Annotated in this window: 16 protein-coding genes; 4 read left to right on the top strand and 12 right to left on the bottom strand. The window is 32.5% G+C overall.

Translation table 11 applies throughout. The annotated features are described in order from the left end of the window. The first annotated feature begins 393 nt into the window (after nucleotides 1–393). The 3 genes from BG261_RS06890 (at nucleotide 394) to BG261_RS06880 (ending at nucleotide 3,922) form a co-directional block, all read left to right on the top strand. Entirely contained in the window at nucleotides 394–1,656 is a 1,263-nt protein-coding gene (locus tag BG261_RS06890; protein ID WP_070792556.1) for an extracellular solute-binding protein, read from the top strand. Between the two features lie 101 nt (nucleotides 1,657–1,757). Next, nucleotides 1,758–3,080 carry a carbohydrate ABC transporter permease gene (locus BG261_RS06885; protein WP_233278910.1) on the top strand — a complete coding sequence of 441 codons (1,323 nt, stop codon included), beginning with the start codon at nucleotides 1,758–1,760 and terminating at the stop codon, nucleotides 3,078–3,080. A 2-nt stretch (nucleotides 3,081–3,082) separates the two neighbouring features. Next, nucleotides 3,083–3,922 (top strand): sugar ABC transporter permease, encoded by an 840-nt coding sequence (locus tag BG261_RS06880; protein ID WP_070792554.1) that lies wholly within the window; start codon nucleotides 3,083–3,085, stop codon nucleotides 3,920–3,922. 236 nt (nucleotides 3,923–4,158) lie between these two features. Here the strand turns inward: BG261_RS06880 and BG261_RS06875 are convergent, their stop codons facing one another. The 3 genes from BG261_RS06875 to BG261_RS06865 form a co-directional block, all read right to left on the bottom strand. Then, nucleotides 4,159–6,129, bottom strand: a complete 1,971-nt coding sequence (locus BG261_RS06875) for a glycoside hydrolase family 65 protein (protein ID WP_070792552.1) — start codon at nucleotides 6,127–6,129, stop codon at nucleotides 4,159–4,161. Nucleotides 6,130–6,246: 117 nt separating this feature from the next. Then, nucleotides 6,247–6,867, bottom strand: a complete 621-nt coding sequence (locus tag BG261_RS06870; protein ID WP_070792549.1) for a helix-turn-helix domain-containing protein — start codon at nucleotides 6,865–6,867, stop codon at nucleotides 6,247–6,249. A 167-nt stretch (nucleotides 6,868–7,034) separates the two neighbouring features. Beyond that, nucleotides 7,035–7,748, bottom strand: a complete 714-nt coding sequence (locus BG261_RS06865) for a YebC/PmpR family DNA-binding transcriptional regulator (protein ID WP_070787491.1) — start codon at nucleotides 7,746–7,748, stop codon at nucleotides 7,035–7,037. 164 nt (nucleotides 7,749–7,912) lie between these two features. Here BG261_RS06865 and BG261_RS06860 point away from each other — a divergent pair, with 164 nt between their 5' ends. Beyond that, complete coding sequence (locus tag BG261_RS06860) at nucleotides 7,913–8,551, top strand: hypothetical protein (protein WP_070792547.1); 639 nt, start codon at nucleotides 7,913–7,915, stop codon at nucleotides 8,549–8,551. A 25-nt stretch (nucleotides 8,552–8,576) separates the two neighbouring features. Here the strand turns inward: BG261_RS06860 and BG261_RS06855 are convergent, their stop codons facing one another. The 9 genes from BG261_RS06855 to BG261_RS06815 all read right to left on the bottom strand — a co-directional run bounded on the left by BG261_RS06855 (nucleotide 8,577) and on the right by BG261_RS06815 (nucleotide 16,169). Beyond that, nucleotides 8,577–9,710, bottom strand: coding sequence for a nucleotidyltransferase (locus tag BG261_RS06855; RefSeq protein ID WP_070792546.1), 1,134 nt, complete (start codon nucleotides 9,708–9,710; stop codon nucleotides 8,577–8,579). Nucleotides 9,711–9,889: 179 nt separating this feature from the next. After that, nucleotides 9,890–10,627, bottom strand: a complete 738-nt coding sequence (locus BG261_RS06850; RefSeq protein ID WP_070792543.1) for a class I SAM-dependent DNA methyltransferase — start codon at nucleotides 10,625–10,627, stop codon at nucleotides 9,890–9,892. 9 nt (nucleotides 10,628–10,636) lie between these two features. Further along, entirely contained in the window at nucleotides 10,637–10,996 is a 360-nt protein-coding gene (gene rsfS, locus BG261_RS06845; RefSeq protein ID WP_070792540.1) for a ribosome silencing factor, read from the bottom strand. Nucleotides 10,997–11,016: 20 nt separating this feature from the next. Continuing rightward, nucleotides 11,017–12,048, bottom strand: a complete 1,032-nt coding sequence (locus BG261_RS06840) for an alpha/beta hydrolase family protein (protein ID WP_070792539.1) — start codon at nucleotides 12,046–12,048, stop codon at nucleotides 11,017–11,019. 6 nt (nucleotides 12,049–12,054) lie between these two features. Further along, complete coding sequence (gene yqeK / locus BG261_RS06835; RefSeq protein ID WP_070792537.1) at nucleotides 12,055–12,645, bottom strand: bis(5'-nucleosyl)-tetraphosphatase (symmetrical) YqeK; 591 nt, start codon at nucleotides 12,643–12,645, stop codon at nucleotides 12,055–12,057. Beyond that, on the bottom strand, nucleotides 12,638–13,240 hold the full coding sequence (locus BG261_RS06830) for a nicotinate-nucleotide adenylyltransferase (RefSeq protein WP_070792535.1): 603 nt from the start codon (nucleotides 13,238–13,240) through the stop codon (nucleotides 12,638–12,640). Before BG261_RS06830 ends, yqeK begins: the two co-directional genes overlap by 8 nt. Before the next feature lie 22 nt (nucleotides 13,241–13,262). Further along, nucleotides 13,263–13,571: a ribosome assembly RNA-binding protein YhbY gene (yhbY, locus tag BG261_RS06825; protein ID WP_070787483.1), complete on the bottom strand. Its 309-nt coding sequence runs from the start codon at nucleotides 13,569–13,571 to the stop codon at nucleotides 13,263–13,265. 381 nt (nucleotides 13,572–13,952) lie between these two features. After that, nucleotides 13,953–15,059, bottom strand: coding sequence for a ribosome biogenesis GTPase YqeH (gene yqeH / locus BG261_RS06820; RefSeq protein ID WP_070792706.1), 1,107 nt, complete (start codon nucleotides 15,057–15,059; stop codon nucleotides 13,953–13,955). A 120-nt stretch (nucleotides 15,060–15,179) separates the two neighbouring features. After that, a complete protein-coding gene (locus BG261_RS06815; protein ID WP_070792534.1) occupies nucleotides 15,180–16,169 on the bottom strand; it encodes an ArsR/SmtB family transcription factor in 990 nt (329 codons plus the stop codon). Between the last annotated feature and the right edge of the window lie 3 nt (nucleotides 16,170–16,172).

Genomic DNA, 16,172 nt, shown 5'->3' with positions numbered 1-16,172 from the left:
ATCTTATTATTAATTAATTCAAATCTAAAACTCAAAGTTGAATAATAAAATTATAGTTATATAAGTAAATTTAACAATAAATTCCATCACTTATTTCTGTACATATTACTAATATCAACAAATTTCACGTATTGATATTCAAAAACACAAACCATAAAACAATAATCTAATTAAATTTAGTTTAACATTTTCTACTTTTTTCGCAATCGTTTGCAACAAATTATTTGTAATTTTAAAAGCCTTTAGGCAATGGTTTTATATCGCTTACATAAAAACACATAAAAACACTTGACTTTCAGTGAAAACGATTGCATAATAAGTCTTAGAAAGACATATCAAAAATGATATGCCAAAAAAAATTAACTTTAATACACATTAGGAGGGTATTATTAAATGAAAAATTGGAAAAAGCTTGCTCTTGCAGGGGCTACTGCGTTGGCTGCTACTACTCTATTAGTAGGTTGTGGTGGAAAAACTGAGAAAAAAGCTGAGTCATCTGGTAGTTCAGATAAAAAAATCTCATTAAAAGTTTGGGTTCCAACAGACTCGAAAAAATTCTACGAAGCAAATGTTAAAGACTTCGAAACTGAAAATCCAAATGTTAAGCTAGAAATCATTGAAAATGACGCTTCAAAAGCTCAAGAAAATATCAAAAAAGATCCAAGTAAAGCCGCTGATGTTTTTGCAGCTCCACATGATCATATTGGACAACTAGTTGAATCAGGTGTACTTCAAAAAATTCCTGAACAGTTTTCAACAAAGATCAAAGAAGAACAAATTGATAGTGCAGTTCAAGCTGTAACATATAAAGGTGAAGAATATGCCTTCCCATTTGGTGTAGAATCATTAATTTATTACTATAACAAGACTCAACTTTCAGCTGATGATGTTAAAACTTTTGAAGGTATAACAAGTAAAGCTAAGTTTGGTGGATCAAATCTTCAAGAAGTTAATGCTTACTACTGGGGACCTTTATTCATGTCAATGGGACTTGACTTATTCGGACCAAATGGAGAAGATCCAAACGGAACTAACTGGAACAATGATAAAGGTGTAGCAGTTCTTCAATGGGTTGCTGACCAAAAGAACAATAAAAACTTTGTAAATGTTAGTGAAGATGCACTTTCTAAATTTAAATCTGGTGAAATTGCTGCCCTTCAATCTGGACCATGGGATTACCATAAAGCTGAAGAAGCAGTTGGTAAAGAAAATCTTGGTATTGCAGTATATCCAAAAATTAATATTGGTGGACAAGAAGTTCAACAAAAATCATTCTTAGGTGTACAAGTATTTGCAGTTAACCAAGCACCAGCAAACGGGGACACTGAAAGAATTTCTAAAGCTTATAAATTGGCTGAATACTTCTCTTCTGAAAAATTCCAAGATGCTCAATTCAAGGAACCTACTCGTAGCACTATTCCAACAAACAAAAAACTTCAAGAGTCTGATGCTGTTAAAAATAGTGAGCTAGCAAATGCAGTAGCTACTATGTCTGGTAAAGATTACTCTGTAATCATGCCTAAGATTCCTGAAATGACAAACTTCTGGTCTTCTACAGCTGCTACTATGTCTGGTGCATATACTGGTAAAATTAAACCTGATCAATATAAATCTTCACTTGATCAACTTATGAAAGATATCTCTGGTCAAAAATAATCATACAATTTTTAGGGGGCGCAAGGCAAATACGTGCCTGCCCCTTATTTTTATAGAAAGGATTTATTATGGATACATCTACTAACCATAGTTTCATACCTATGAAAACCGTATTCAAAGAAGGTGATTTGATCACCAAGTTATCTTTCATTATTTCTGGTTTAAACAACCTTCGTAATAAACAAATAATTAAAGGACTTGCATATCTATTAGCAGAAGTTTTTTTCCTAATCTCGTTTGTATTACAAGTAATTCCAGCTTTACATGGATTAATTACCCTAGGTACACATACTCAAGGTGTTGAAACAAAAGTTGTTGACGGAATTGAAATGCAGGTAACTGTTGACGGAGATAACTCTATGTTGCTCATGATTTTTGGTTTGGCAGCAGTTATATTCTGTCTAGTCTATGCCTATGTTTTCTGGTGTGGACTTAAGAGTAATCGTAAGCTATTTGTTCTTCATAAAGCTGGTATTAAAGCTCCATCATTCAAAGAAGATTTTGAAACACTTGCCGACGGACGATTCCATATGACATTAATGGCCATTCCTCTAATCGGTGTTGTTATATTCACAGTTCTACCATTGGTATATATGATTTTAATAGCCTTTACAAGCTATGACCATTTACATCTACCTCCAAAGCATTTATTCTCGTGGGTTGGACTTGCTAACTTTGCTAATGTATTTACTGGACGTATGGCAAATACATTCTTACCATTGTTATCTTGGACTTTGATTTGGGCAGTATTTGCTACGGCTACTACTTTCTTCTTTGGTATTTTACTAGCATTAATAATAAATACTAAAGGTTTGAAAGGTAAAAAAATTTGGAGGACATTATTCGTTATTACAATGGCAGTTCCTCAGTTCGTATCTCTATTAACAATGAAAAATCTCCTAAGTTCTTGGGGACCTGTTAATACATTGCTACAAAAATGGGGATTAATTGGTGCTCCAATACCGTTCCTTACTAACGGTTTAATGGCAAAAATTACAATTATATTTGTTAATATGTGGGTTGGTATCCCAGTAACAATGCTTGTAGCAACAGGTATTATTATGAATCTACCTTCTGAACAGTTAGAAGCCGCTGAAATTGATGGAGCTAATAAATTCCAAATATTTAGATCTATCACTTTCCCACAAATCTTATTGATTATGACACCAACTTTAATTCAACAATTTATTGGAAACATAAATAATTTCAATGTTATCTATCTACTAACCGGTGGTACACCATCTAACCCTAAATACTATCAAGCCGGTGAGACCGACCTTTTGGTTACATGGTTATACAAACTTACTGTTGAAGCAGCCGACTATAATTTAGCTTCAGTTGTCGGAATATTTATCTTTACATTAAGTGCAGTATTTAGCTTACTAGCTTATACTAGAACCAATTCATATAAGGAAGGGCTATAATCATGAAAAAGACTAAAAATAGAAATTTAGCAATTACTTATATCTCACTAGTCGTTCTGGCTATTGTCTGGCTATTCCCTATTTTTTGGATAGTAATGACTAGCTTCCGTGGTGAAGGTGGAATGGCTGTTGAGTACATAATTCCTAAAACATTCACACTTAAAAATTACTCAAATCTATTTGCAAATCCATCATTCCCATTTGGAAAATGGTTTATGAATACATTAATAGTTGCTATTTTCACTTGTATAATATCAACATTCATTATAGTAGCAATGTCATATGCTTTAAGTCGTATTCGTTTCAAATATCGTAATCGCTTTTTGAAACTTGCACTTGTACTTAACATGTTCCCTGGTTTTATGAGTATGATTGCAATTTACTACATATTGAAGGCAATGGGGCTTGACCAAACTCTTACTGCTTTGGTTATTGTATATTCAGCAGGAGCTGGACTTGGATTTTATATAGCAAAAGGTTTCTTTGATACAATCCCATATTCTCTCGATGAATCAGCAATGATTGATGGTGCTACAAGGGCTGATATCTTCTTCAAGATAACTCTTCCACTATCTAAACCAATCATCGTTTATACAGCTCTTATGAGCTTTATGGGACCATGGATGGACTTTATCTTTGCCAAAGTTATCCTTGGAGACCAGGTTGAAAAGTACACAGTCGCTATAGGTTTATTTACAATGGTAACTCAAGATAAAATCAATACTTGGTTCACAACCTTTACTGCTGGATGCGTAATCATAGCAGTACCAATTACCCTCCTATTCATCTTCATGCAAAAATATTACGTTGAAGGTATCACATCAGGTGGTGTTAAAGGTTAAAATGTATTCTAAAAAAAATCGAGGTTATTCTTCGATTTTTTTTGAATTTCCCTAGTAGTATGACCTTCTTGTTTCATTTCTATAGCTCGTAATTTTGTATCGTAACTATGCATAATTCTTTTCATAGTAAAAGCACCTCCTTATGATTTTCATTTTGCATGAATTTCATACAAGGTGCTTTTTTTATAGAGTCTCAATTTACTAGTTCAATTCCAAGATTCTCTAGTTTTTTTATACTATTTTATTAATATCTCTCGTTTTTCACCATTGATAGTTAGCGTAAACTTCAAAGACTTAATTTCTTTAGGCAAATTATTATGTATTATCACTTCACCATTATTAATATTTAATCCAGCAAAACCATATAGTAATCCTAGCCATGAGCCTCCCATATTAGCTGCATGTATTCCATGACTTGAATTGCCTTGTTGATCTTCTAAATCCATTGTCGCAGCCTCTTTGAAGAATTTATAAGCAACATCACTGCGACCAATTTTACTCGCAACCACACCATAGATTGCCTTTGACAAAGAACTGTCATGAGTAGTCAATGGTTCATAAAAATCAAAATCTCGTTCCATCTGTTCATTTGAAACATCATAGAGCATATGAGCTAAGATGGTATCAGCTTGTTTAAGAACTTGATATTTATAAATAGTCATTGGATGATAATGTAAAAGTAAAGGATAGTTTTCCTTAGGTGTATTTTCAAAATCCCAAACTTGCTTATCAAGGAACGAGTCATCTTGCTTTGTAATACCTCTTTCAATATCATAACCCAAATACATTTCATTTGAAGCCTCTTCCCATTTCGCAGCTTCCTCTATATTAACATTCATCCTTTTAGCCAATTTACATGCATAATTAAGATTATTTTGTGCCATTTTATTTGTATAGTAGTTATTATTTACTAAAGCTGTGTACTCATCAGGACCTGTAACTTCATGTATTTCGAAACCACGCTCAGACTTAAAGCCATAACTATACCAAAATCTTGCAGTTTCAAATATAACATCTGCCGATTTTTCAATAAACTCCGAATCACCTGTTACCTTTTCATAAAGTTCAAATGCGTAAGCAATATCAGCATTAATATGCAGTTGTGCAGTTCCCGCTGGGTAGTAGGCTGATGTTTCATGTCCATCAATGGTCCTCCACGCAAACAGAGCTCCCTTAAAGCCCAACTCTTCAGCACGATCACGTGCTTTATCCAAGATGTTAGTTCTGTAAGTTAAAAGCGACTTGGCAATTTCAGGTTGAGTGTAGACAAAGAATGGTAACAAATACATTTCTGTATCCCAAAAGTAATGTCCCTCATACCCTTCACCAGTTAATCCCTTAGCACCAAAACTACTGTGTCCATCTCTTCCAGCTGAATTAAATAAATGGTATAAATTGAACCGAATACCTTTTTGTAGCCTTTCATCTCCTTCAATTTCAATATCGGAACTTTCCCAGAAGCGGTTAAAAATTTCTATTTGTTTTTCTTTAAGATGATCATAAGTAGGATTGGTAAATTTATTTTCACGAGAAATTTGATATATCTGTTTAAAAGTTACAGACTCACCTTCATTAATTTCTAGATTCTCATTAATTTTATCAAAATTAACGAAAAAACTTAAATTACTATTCGGAGTCGTATACTTATTTTCTTCTACTATTAAGTTAACACTGGCTTCTTTTACCCTTGGATCAAAATCTTCATCTTTTTTTGCTGGTATATGCTTTACACTCTTATTAATAGATACTTGTCCTGAAAAATTCAAGGCAGTTATTATTATTTTTTGAGCATAAACATTTCGATCAAAATGACTAGCAAAAGATTCTAATTCAATTTTTATCTTTTCACCATCAATTGTACTATAAATATATTCTTCATTTAAGATACCTTTTGCCATATCTAAACTAATATCTTCTTTTTGAAGCTTTAAATTATCATCGCCTAGTATTTCAATGTCTATACTTCTCATATCGAAAAGTTTTACCATTGTCTCATGCTTTTTAGCATAACCATAGGCATTTTCACCATAAATGATGTCATGACTTTCATAATATGCATTTAGAAACGATCCAGGGTTACTATCTGGATCTAAAATTGGAAGACTAGATCTAACCCCAAGAGCACCGTTTGCCTGAGCAAAGAGGGTCTCAACATTTTGTATCGAAGTGTTTCCCAAATCACCTAATCCTACTGTAAATTCATTCATTATTTCAACTCCCTAACTATAGTATTATATCTATTATCACACATTAATTATACCACAGTAACAAATCTATTATTATATACATTTTTAAATTATTGTAGGACTAAAAATCATCAAATATTATTCAATATATTTATTGGTTTCAACTGTTTCAAATATTTCCCCTTTTGAATTTATAATTTCAATATATTTTATTTTTTTCGATAAATTACTTTGAAGTTCAATATTCATTTTTTCTTGATGTTTAAGAGAAAAATCTATAGAGCTTGTCAATTCAATTTGAATTGTATCTTCATGATACCTGTTATTATTTACAAAATATCCTGTCAAACTTCTGTAAAGAGGCAAATTTGTATTAATTTGTAAATCCTCTCCATCAATCTCTACTTGTTTTATTTGATTTGAGTTACTGAGTTCAACATTCTTATACCTATCAAAAGTTATAATCAGTAATATAAAAAATAAAACAAAAGTTAAAATGAAAAATATTAATCTTTCCTTTCTTATTTTCTTGTTATCCTTTACAATCTTGTCAACCATTTCTGCATCGCCTTTCAACAATTTATCTAAAGAGATTGAAAGAATATCCGATATATCAACAATTGTTTTTATATCAGGATAATTTCTACTAGCTTCCCAGTTAGATACAGCAGCTCTTGTAACATTTAGCTTTCTGCCTAACTCTTCTTGAGTCCAACCTTTTTCTTTTCTTTTCTCTTTTATCTGATTACCTATATCCAAAAATATATTTCTCTCCTTTCTAAATTTACTTTAAAACGTTTTATACATATGATAAAGATAGCATAACTTAATTTACAAAATATTGCACGATAGGATTGCTTTACAAAGCTAAATGACCTATTTTTCAAATTTTACACAAAAAAAACCAGATTTCTCTGGTTTAATTATTATTCAGCTACATTGTGATAAACTTTTTGAACGTCATCATCTTCTTCAAGAATATCAACTAATCTTTCAAAAGTTTCTAAATCTTCTCCAGACAATTCAACTTCAGATTGAGGAATCATTTCAAGTTCACTTACAGTAAATTCTGAAATCCCATGTGCTCTTAAAGCTTCCATTGTCTTATGGAAATCTTCTGGTTCAGAATAAACAATGATTTGATCATCTTGAGCTTCTACGTCACGTACTTCTATGTCTTGTTCAATCAAATATTCGAATATTTCATCTGTATCATCGCCTTTAAAACCAACAACTCCTGTATTATCAAACATATAAGACACAGCACCACTTGCACCCATATTACCACCATTTTTACCAAATGCTGTACGGATATTTGCTGCTGTACGATTTACATTGTTTGTCAACGTGTCAACAATAATCATTGAACCGTTAGGACCAAATCCTTCATAACGACCTTCTGTAAAGGTTTCATCCGCCCCACCTTTTGCTTTGTCAATTGCGCGATCAATAATATGTTTTGGAACCTGTGCTTGTTTAGCACGTTCTAAAACTAAGCGAAGTGCTGCATTTGATTCAGGATCTGGATCCCCTTGCTTAGCTGCTACATATATTTCTACACCAAATTTTGCATAAACTTTACTAGTAGCTCCATCTTTTGCTGTTTTTTTAGCGACAATATTTGCCCATTTACGTCCCATTTTGGAACCTCCATATCTTAATTTCTTACATATTTTATCATATTTTAAGCAAAGGTTAAAATAATTTTTTCTTTATATCATTTACATAATTATAAAGTGTCGTTGTTGAAACTAAAAATTATGTTAAAATATATGTAAACGATAACAACTTTAAAGGAGTTTTTATGAAAAAAATATTTACTATTATTTTACTAGGTTGCTTTTCTCTACCATTTTTAACTGGATGTTGGAATAATAAACCTGTAGATGTTAAAAAAGAAATAAAATCTGAAAAAAATGAGAAGACTGGAAAAACAAGTCAGTCTGAAGAGCAGATCAAACCAACTAACAAAGTGGAAACATTTAAAAACCAAAGTGGAGATAAAGAATTTCAAATTACACTTCCTAAAGGTTGGAAAGATTCAACAGAAGAAGATAAAAAAAATAATCCTGAGACTGATGCCACATTCTCTGCTACTAATCCAAAGATAGGCAATGGCCTTGCAATATTAGTAGAAAGTAAGACAGATTTTGTAGATATGAATGCTTACACTACTCTCGGTGAAAACTCATTTGCAGAGGATCCAACAATAAAAACCCAACCAGTTAAGTTTTCCGATATTGAACCAATAAACGGTCAAAATTCAAAACTTGCAACATATGATACCGAAAAGTCTGGAATCAATCTTACTTGCAGTGAATATGTTATAGAAGGTACTGACTCATATATTCGAGTAACTTTTTGGTCTCTTAAATCAAATTATGAAAAAAACAAGGTAGGTTACAATGAAATTCTTAGTTCAATTAAAGAATTAGAAAAATAAAATTTATATTTTTAATACCCATCGATTATTTATCGATGGGTGTTTTTTTATATTTATAAGGAATTCTACCAAAATTTTGTTCTTGGATATTTGTATCAGCAAGCATATAAATCTCATCTGCTTTTTGACTTTCTTCATCCCAAGGAATACTACCAATTTTTGCAACTAATTCTACATCTTTTTTTATAGACTTCAAATACTTTTGTCCAGTCTCTGTAAAGCCAAGAACTCGAATTTTATTAGACGAAACAATACGTGCTCCCTCTTTTATGTCAAGTAGGATGTAAACTAGCAATCTCTTAATTCGTGCCTTAGTATAACGTTTTGTGTAGACCTCTTCGACTAGCTCTTCAATTGAATTGACTTTACCGATGCTCCTCTTTATTCGAACTTCTAATTCTGTATTCATTTGTAAAATATTAGATATGTCGGATGAAATGATTTTATATTTAAGCAAAGGGAAGAAATTTGTCCAAGAAACTTTGGGCGAATCTTTCAAAGTGTCAGCTACAGAAGATGGGACGAAGTTAAAATATCTTTCTGGTTGATCAATACTATCACGAATGGCTGTAGCACTTGCAAAATCACCTGTCAGTTCCTTAGAATGAAAACCTTGCCCCAATCTCCTAACTGGTGATAAAGTCGCTTCATAGCCCTTAAGGGCCTTTATATAAGCAAGTGCTAAAATATGATTGGGAGTATTGCCATCAAAGTTCAGACCTGTATACTTTTGCCACATGAGTTGTGTTTTTTCTGGATAAGATAAATCTTCCGGTAGTGTTTGTAAAAAATCTTCCATCTCTTCCGATTTTGTTTTGTAGATGTCAGAAACCTTTTGGTAATCTAAATCTGACTCCGTTCCAAAAACCAAATTATTAATTTTTAGTGATTTAAGAATATCAATAGCTCCCTTAGCAAAAAAATCTGCCGCTTGAACACTAGCAAGTACTGGCATCTCAATCACTAAATCTGCACCATTCTCAAGTGCCATATTAGCTCGTGACCATTTATCAACTACTGCAGGTTCTCCACGCTGTAACCAATTACCACTCATTATGACAATTTTAATACCCTCTGCCTGCGACAGAAGGTATTTGTGGCCATTATGAAAAGGATTGAATTCAGCTACAATACCCGTTATTTTTTGTCCTTCTTCCATATGGACCCTTTCATTATTTTGAAAGCAATTTGTTATTTGCTAACATATATCTTTAACCTAAGTTATTAGTGATGTTCAAAATCTGAACGGTTGAATCGCGACTAAGTCTTGTAACTAGATTTATTTATAAAGATAGTTACTTTAGACTTATCGACACCGTCGTTCGAAGAACGTTAGGATCACTTCTTAGCTACAAAGAACCAGCGTGCGCTTTCTTCTGTCGGTTCTTTATCTTCAAAGTCTGCATAGACCTTAACATCATCGAAACCAGCATTCTCAAGCATGATTTGATAGTTGTAGATTGAGTAGGTTCTTTCATCATGTACCTCATCACGACGATTAAATTTACCATCAGTTTCATCTTGTACAAAGAAAGTTAGCTCATGAGTAATTGAATGCTCTTCTTCTCCAGGATATGAATCCCAAACGAAGGCAAAGTCTTCATCATTTTCATGATAAGAATAACCAGGAAAAACATCATCAATTTGATGAATCGAATGAACATCAAATATGAATGTTCCACCCTCATTTAGACTTCCATAGACTTCATCAAAAACTTTTTGAACCTCTTCTTGATTCGGCATGTAGCATATTGAGTCTGAGTAACAAGTAACCAAGTCGTAGGTATCTATTTGACCAAGGTCACGCATGTCACCCTCAATCCAAGCAACATCAACATCTGCGTCAACCGCACGATTATAGGCAATCGTCAGCATTTCTTCTGAAAAATCTAGTCCGTAAACCTTATATCCTTCGCTTGCAAACTTAAGCGAAAGCTTGCCTGTTCCACAAGCAAGCTCTAATATTTTTTTAGTGTCCTTTGACATATGGCGAACTGTAAATTCATACCATGCGTCGTAAAGACTTTGGTCCATAATATCATCATAGACACGCGCAAAATCTTCGTAAATCGCCATTTTTCTTCCTTAATCTATTCCAATCATGTTAGACACATCGATAAGTGGTGCATCAGACCAAAGTTTTTCAAGATTGTAAAATCCACGTTCATCATGTGAAAATACACTTACAACCACATCAAGTAAGTCGATTAAGACCCAACCGCTATTTGGATTACCCTCAACATGATGAACCTCAATACCTTCTTCCTCAACCTTGTCCACAATATTATCCACGATAGCACCGATTTGGCGTGTATTCATAGCCTCCATAATAATAAAAGCATCCGATACTCCGCTAACCTCTTTCATATCCATAACAACGATATCAAGAGCCTTTTTGTCGTCAGCTGCCTTAACAACTGTTTCAATAATTTTGTCTGTATTCATATTTTTCCTCATTAATTTTTTTATTTTTTTACATTTCCTTGCTGGTCAAAATTCCAAGTTGATATTCCGTGATTTACAGCAGGATCTGCCCCACTGTTTTTGTCAATTACGACCCCCACATCACATTTATCTCCTCCAAAATTTCCAATCAAATCAAGGTTATTACGATAATTTTTTAAAAATTTACTATTTTCTTTCATCCAAGAACGAGCATCATCACTTATAATTCGACTTGGATCTGGCGCATTGAAAACTGTGGCAGGCCTCTCATATGTTGCACCTATTGCAAGAGCTAGATAACCTCCAAGAGAATGACCAGTTAAACTTATTTCCATATCAGGAAATTTTTCTACCACTTGTTCATAAAATTTCTTGGCTGTAAACCATTGACTGTCCTTAGTTTCATCAGGAATTTTTTCATCAAATATAATTGTTCTTGCATCAGCAATCACATCTAAATTATCGTCAATATTTGTCCCAGCATAAGAAATAACAATATCATTATTTCGTTTGCAGGCAATAACTTGCATACCATTTTCTTGATTATCTTCAGCCAAAACCACCTCAAATGGCTCACTTTGATATTGAGTAGATGTAAGAATTACATCCCCTACATCAACCTTTGGTATACCATCTTTAATTGCCTTTTTACCATCTGCATAATAAACCATATCAGATAGTACATTATAATCTCTATCAGTTATCTTAGAGTTTTCTTTAAAAGAAAGATTTAAATCTGGAAATTCATTTTTCATCCAACGAATAGAAAAGTCCTTTTCTTCGATATCTCTACTTGATAGATTGATTAATTGATAACCATCCAAGTGTGTATTTATATGCTGATAGCCAACTACTGATGAACTTTTAAACTCACCAAATTCAATATCATTAACTTGGGGAAAATTAGTAAAAATATATTTTTTAAAATTCCTTTTCGCCCTCTTATCTATCCTCTTCTTACTTTCAAGATATTTAAGATAGGCAAATACTAAGCCACTGGCTACTAGGGTAGTTCCGGCTGCTATTATATTAGTTTTACTTTGTTTTCTCATTCATCTTCACTTTAAATAATCAATATAGTAATTATAGGTTTCAAGTGTCTGCGGATAAATTTTAATTTCTCGATCAATTAAATGTTTAACTGTTCCTCTAGTTTCATAGGCAACAGCTTCATTCAAATCCTTCTTGGCTAAGCACCTTGCCTTATATACACCAGGAAAGTCTCGATGTGGTTCAATGTAGTCAGCAACATACACGACCTTATCCAAATCAGACATTTTCTTACATCCAACAGTATGAACTTTTATTGCATGAAGGATTTCCTTATCTTTAAGCCCAAGATCTTCTTGAATCTTATAGATACCTACCATTCCATGCCAAACATTATTTCCCCAGTTAAGGAGGTCCTTGTCCAAGTCATATTTTTTGATAAGTCTTTTAAATTCTTCAGCAGGTAATTCTTTAGCATAGTCATGCAATAAACCTGCAAGACCAGCCTTATATTCATCGACACCATGAATTTTTGCTAATTTAATAGCTTGTTCTTCTACTGCAAGAACATGTTCATAGCGCTTTTTGCTCATTTGAGCTTTAACTTTTTTTAATAATTTTTCTCTTGTTAATCCAAGTTCTGGATAGTATTTAGACATAAAGATTTTCCTTTAAAATATAATCTAAAACGCAGTTGGGCAACATATAGTTTGGTTTCAAACCTTGCTTGACTTGTTCTCTTATCCAAGTTGATGAGATATCAAGAACTGGTACATCAATCCAGATTAGTGGGTAGCTTGTTCCAATTCTATATTTTGGTCTTTGAACTCCTACAAGTTGAACTATTTTCACCAATTCATCAATCTTATAAAAACTAGGAAGCTCACCAACTCTATCTCCACCTAAGATATAATAAAAATCAACATCAGGATTTCTCTCAGTCAAAATTTTCATTAAATTATAGGGTGAAGTCACTGGGTTTTCATAAGCTACAAGTTCAATTCCTAAATTGCTTTGCTCAAAATCTAAAAGAGCAAGTTCCAACATCTTAATTACATGTTGACTATCTGAAAAATCAGGCATTAGGAGAACTTTTTCAAGATTTAACGATTGACGAACCTGATCAGCAATTATCAAATGGGCATTATGAACAGGATTGAAGGTTCCTTCTAAGATCCCAATCTGTCTGCGATTGCTATTTTTTTCTTTCTCAAGTTCAACCTTGGTAAAAGGGGTTAAAAGCTCAATTGCCATCTAAATTACACCTGTCCTATTCTTAGATTGCTTTAACTTTAGCTGAAATCTTACGATTTTCTTTTCTATCAGATACTTTAAATACTACAACAATACGTCCGATTTTTTGAACTACATTGAATCCCATTTCTTCTAACGCATCTGCAACATCTTCCACAGTTTCGTCAGTATTTTGTAGTAGGCTAATCTTGATTAGTTCACGCGCATCAAGCACATTACGAATGCTAGTCTTAACCTCATTATTCATACCATTTTTACCAATTTGAACAATCGGACTTAAATGGTGAGCTTCCGATTTCAAAAAACTTTTTTGTTTACTTGTTAATTCCATTATAACCTCTTATTAATTTACTTTATTTTAGTAAACCCTTTAAAATCTTAATTTGTTTTCCACAATATTATTATTTTCTCAATTCAATACATATATGCACATAACTTTTTCTCTAGTTCAAAAAGTTAATTTTATAAAGTTCCGCAAGTAATAAAAGTTTTTTAATTTATTACTATTTATTTTTTACATTTTCTTCAATTCAAGGGTTTCATTATAAAGTATAGCATAAATTGTCAATATTATATGCATTCCGTAACTATTAAGATGGAAAAATCGTTGATTTTTTTCATTTTATCAACGATGTCGATTGCTATCTTAAAATGGAAAAACATTTTAAACGAAAAAAGCATACCAATTGGTATGCTCTCAAGTAAATATTCTTTAAATTATACTTTTTCTAACTAAAACATCAACACCTTCTGGTACCCAACAAGCTACAACTCCAGGTTGTGCCATACGAATCCATCCAAGACCAGAAAATACTAAATCTGTTTTTTCTTTTATTGAAAACTCAACACGGCGGAGCTTAGGAAAGTTAGCAACTTCATCAGCCTGTGGTGGAGTTAAGATACCACCTACATGTTTTTGATAAAATTCACTAGCACCCTCTAACTTAGTTCTATGAAGTTTTAGGTCACGTGCAAAGTAAGCTGTGAAGCCTTGTTTCTCTCCCTTAATATAATCAAAACGTGCTAAACCTCCTAGGAAAAGTGTTTGATCAGGGTTAAGTTGATAAGTTACTGGCTTGATTTCTTTACTAGGGCTGATTAATTTTAAGTCTTTTTTGCCTAGATAATGTGCCATTTGGTGACGATGGATAATACCTGGTGTGTCAATCAAGAAAGAATCTTCATCCAGTGGAATTTCAATCTTATCAAGAGTCGTACCTGGGAAACGACTAGTTGTTATAACTTCTTCTTCACCTGTAGCAATTTTGATGATTGAGTTGATAAGACTTGATTTACCTACGTTTGTAACACCTACAACATAGACATCACGTCCCTTACGGTATTCATCAATTTTCTTCATCAGGTTGCGCACATCATTTTGGTTAAAGGCACTTGTCAATACCACATCAACTGGACGTAATCCTTCCTCATGTGCTCTCTCCTTAAGCCACTGAGTTAATTTACCAGTCCCAACTGAATGAGGTAAAACATCTTTTTTATTCCCAACTAATAAAACATCATTTGATTGCACAAAACGATGTAATCCAGGAATAACTGAACCGTTAAAATCAAAAATATCAATCACATTAACAACTAAAGCATCTGTTGTCCCAAGCTCATTTAAGAGACGCAAAAAATCTTCATCAGTCATCTCAACATCTGCAATTTCATTATAGTGACGCAAGCGGAAACAACGTTGACAATAAAGTTCGCCAGTCTCTAAACCTTTTTCAAGGGCTGATTTTGGAGTATAACCTGATAACTCCTTATTTTCAGTTTGCAGTAAAGCACCACAGCCAATACAGCGTAAATCTTTCAAATCTAATTCTTCATTATTCATACTTTCATTATAGCAAAAAGACTAATGCATAACCACTTGAAGATTTCCTAAATAAAAATGCTGTAGGATTGATTACCACAGCATTCTTATTTTATACTTTTAAAGATCTAAATCTGACGTTAGAGTAGCTAACGCTGATTTAATTAGTTCATTATTTAAGACATATTGCTTAGTAACATTATCTTTTCTGATTATTTCTTTATCAGCTAAAAATTTCAATTGATAGGTAACTCCTGAAGGTGTAATCGAAAAAATACTTGCAATCTCCTTATTAGACGTTATTCCATTACCAATACACTTAATAATGCCGTAACGCGTTTGGTCAGCCAAAACTTTCAACACATTTTGCATTATTTCTAGTTCAAGATCTTTTTCCTTACTCTTTTCGTAAAAGTAATCATAAACATATGTCCCTAGGGCGACTAGTTTATTTTTATATTGTAGTAAGACTCTATTCACAGAGATTCTTAAAATCAAATATTCTTGTAGCTCATCAAAATCTCTTTTATCTAAAGCTAATAAATCTTTAAATACTACATCATATAATTCAGTACCGTTTTCAAATAGTTCCTTAAGTTCATCAATCTTTTCAGGATATTGATCACTAATTTTATCTGCATAGCTACAATAGATAGCATATTCTTGCTGTAATGAGAGTACCAAATCATTTTTTAGTTGATCAAAATTTTCTAGTAATAGAAGAAGTTCCCATTTCGCTTCCGATGATAACTCTAGAGACTCCATATCATTTAAGAGAAAATCTGTATTTTCAATTTTAAATATCTTACTAACTGAAATCTTAAACTCTTTTTTATCTAATTTCTTGATTGCTTGTAAATATTGTTCGAAATTTATAATATTTTTTTGACTTAACATCAAACTAGATAAAATATTATAATCTTTTGAAACAAATTTTTTAAATATATCCTTTTCAGAAAAAGTAGAGATATACTCCATTACCAACTTTTTGTAGGTCGGTGCTACTATCTTATCAAGAATTGTTTCTTCATCATCATTTAAATCTTCATACATAAGTTCAAATGAAACTAAAAAATCAAGTAAGTAACTCTTTTCTTTATGCTCTGACATATT

This window comes from Floricoccus tropicus (assembly GCF_001832905.1).
Classification (GTDB): domain Bacteria; phylum Bacillota; class Bacilli; order Lactobacillales; family Streptococcaceae; genus Floricoccus; species Floricoccus tropicus.
This window is presented reverse-complemented; position numbering and strand designations above follow the sequence as displayed.

Excerpts from the sequence above, each read along its gene's own strand:
- BG261_RS06885 (WP_233278910.1), top strand. The coding sequence starts at position 1,758 with ATGAAAACCGTATTCAAAGAAGGTGATTTGATCACCAAGTTATCTTTC.
- BG261_RS06860 (WP_070792547.1), top strand. The coding sequence starts at position 7,913 with ATGAAAAAAATATTTACTATTATTTTACTAGGTTGCTTTTCTCTACCA.
- BG261_RS06850 (WP_070792543.1), bottom strand. The coding sequence starts at position 10,627 with ATGGCGATTTACGAAGATTTTGCGCGTGTCTATGATGATATTATGGAC.
- yqeK (WP_070792537.1), bottom strand. The coding sequence starts at position 12,645 with ATGTCTAAATACTATCCAGAACTTGGATTAACAAGAGAAAAATTATTA.
- BG261_RS06815 (WP_070792534.1), bottom strand. The coding sequence starts at position 16,169 with ATGTCAGAGCATAAAGAAAAGAGTTACTTACTTGATTTTTTAGTTTCA.
- BG261_RS06890 (WP_070792556.1), top strand. The coding sequence starts at position 394 with ATGAAAAATTGGAAAAAGCTTGCTCTTGCAGGGGCTACTGCGTTGGCT.
- BG261_RS06875 (WP_070792552.1), bottom strand. The coding sequence starts at position 6,129 with ATGAATGAATTTACAGTAGGATTAGGTGATTTGGGAAACACTTCGATA.
- BG261_RS06830 (WP_070792535.1), bottom strand. The coding sequence starts at position 13,240 with ATGGCAATTGAGCTTTTAACCCCTTTTACCAAGGTTGAACTTGAGAAA.
- rsfS (WP_070792540.1), bottom strand. The coding sequence starts at position 10,996 with ATGAATACAGACAAAATTATTGAAACAGTTGTTAAGGCAGCTGACGAC.
- BG261_RS06865 (WP_070787491.1), bottom strand. The coding sequence starts at position 7,748 with ATGGGACGTAAATGGGCAAATATTGTCGCTAAAAAAACAGCAAAAGAT.
- BG261_RS06840 (WP_070792539.1), bottom strand. The coding sequence starts at position 12,048 with ATGAGAAAACAAAGTAAAACTAATATAATAGCAGCCGGAACTACCCTA.
- BG261_RS06880 (WP_070792554.1), top strand. The coding sequence starts at position 3,083 with ATGAAAAAGACTAAAAATAGAAATTTAGCAATTACTTATATCTCACTA.
- BG261_RS06855 (WP_070792546.1), bottom strand. The coding sequence starts at position 9,710 with ATGGAAGAAGGACAAAAAATAACGGGTATTGTAGCTGAATTCAATCCT.
- yhbY (WP_070787483.1), bottom strand. The coding sequence starts at position 13,571 with ATGGAATTAACAAGTAAACAAAAAAGTTTTTTGAAATCGGAAGCTCAC.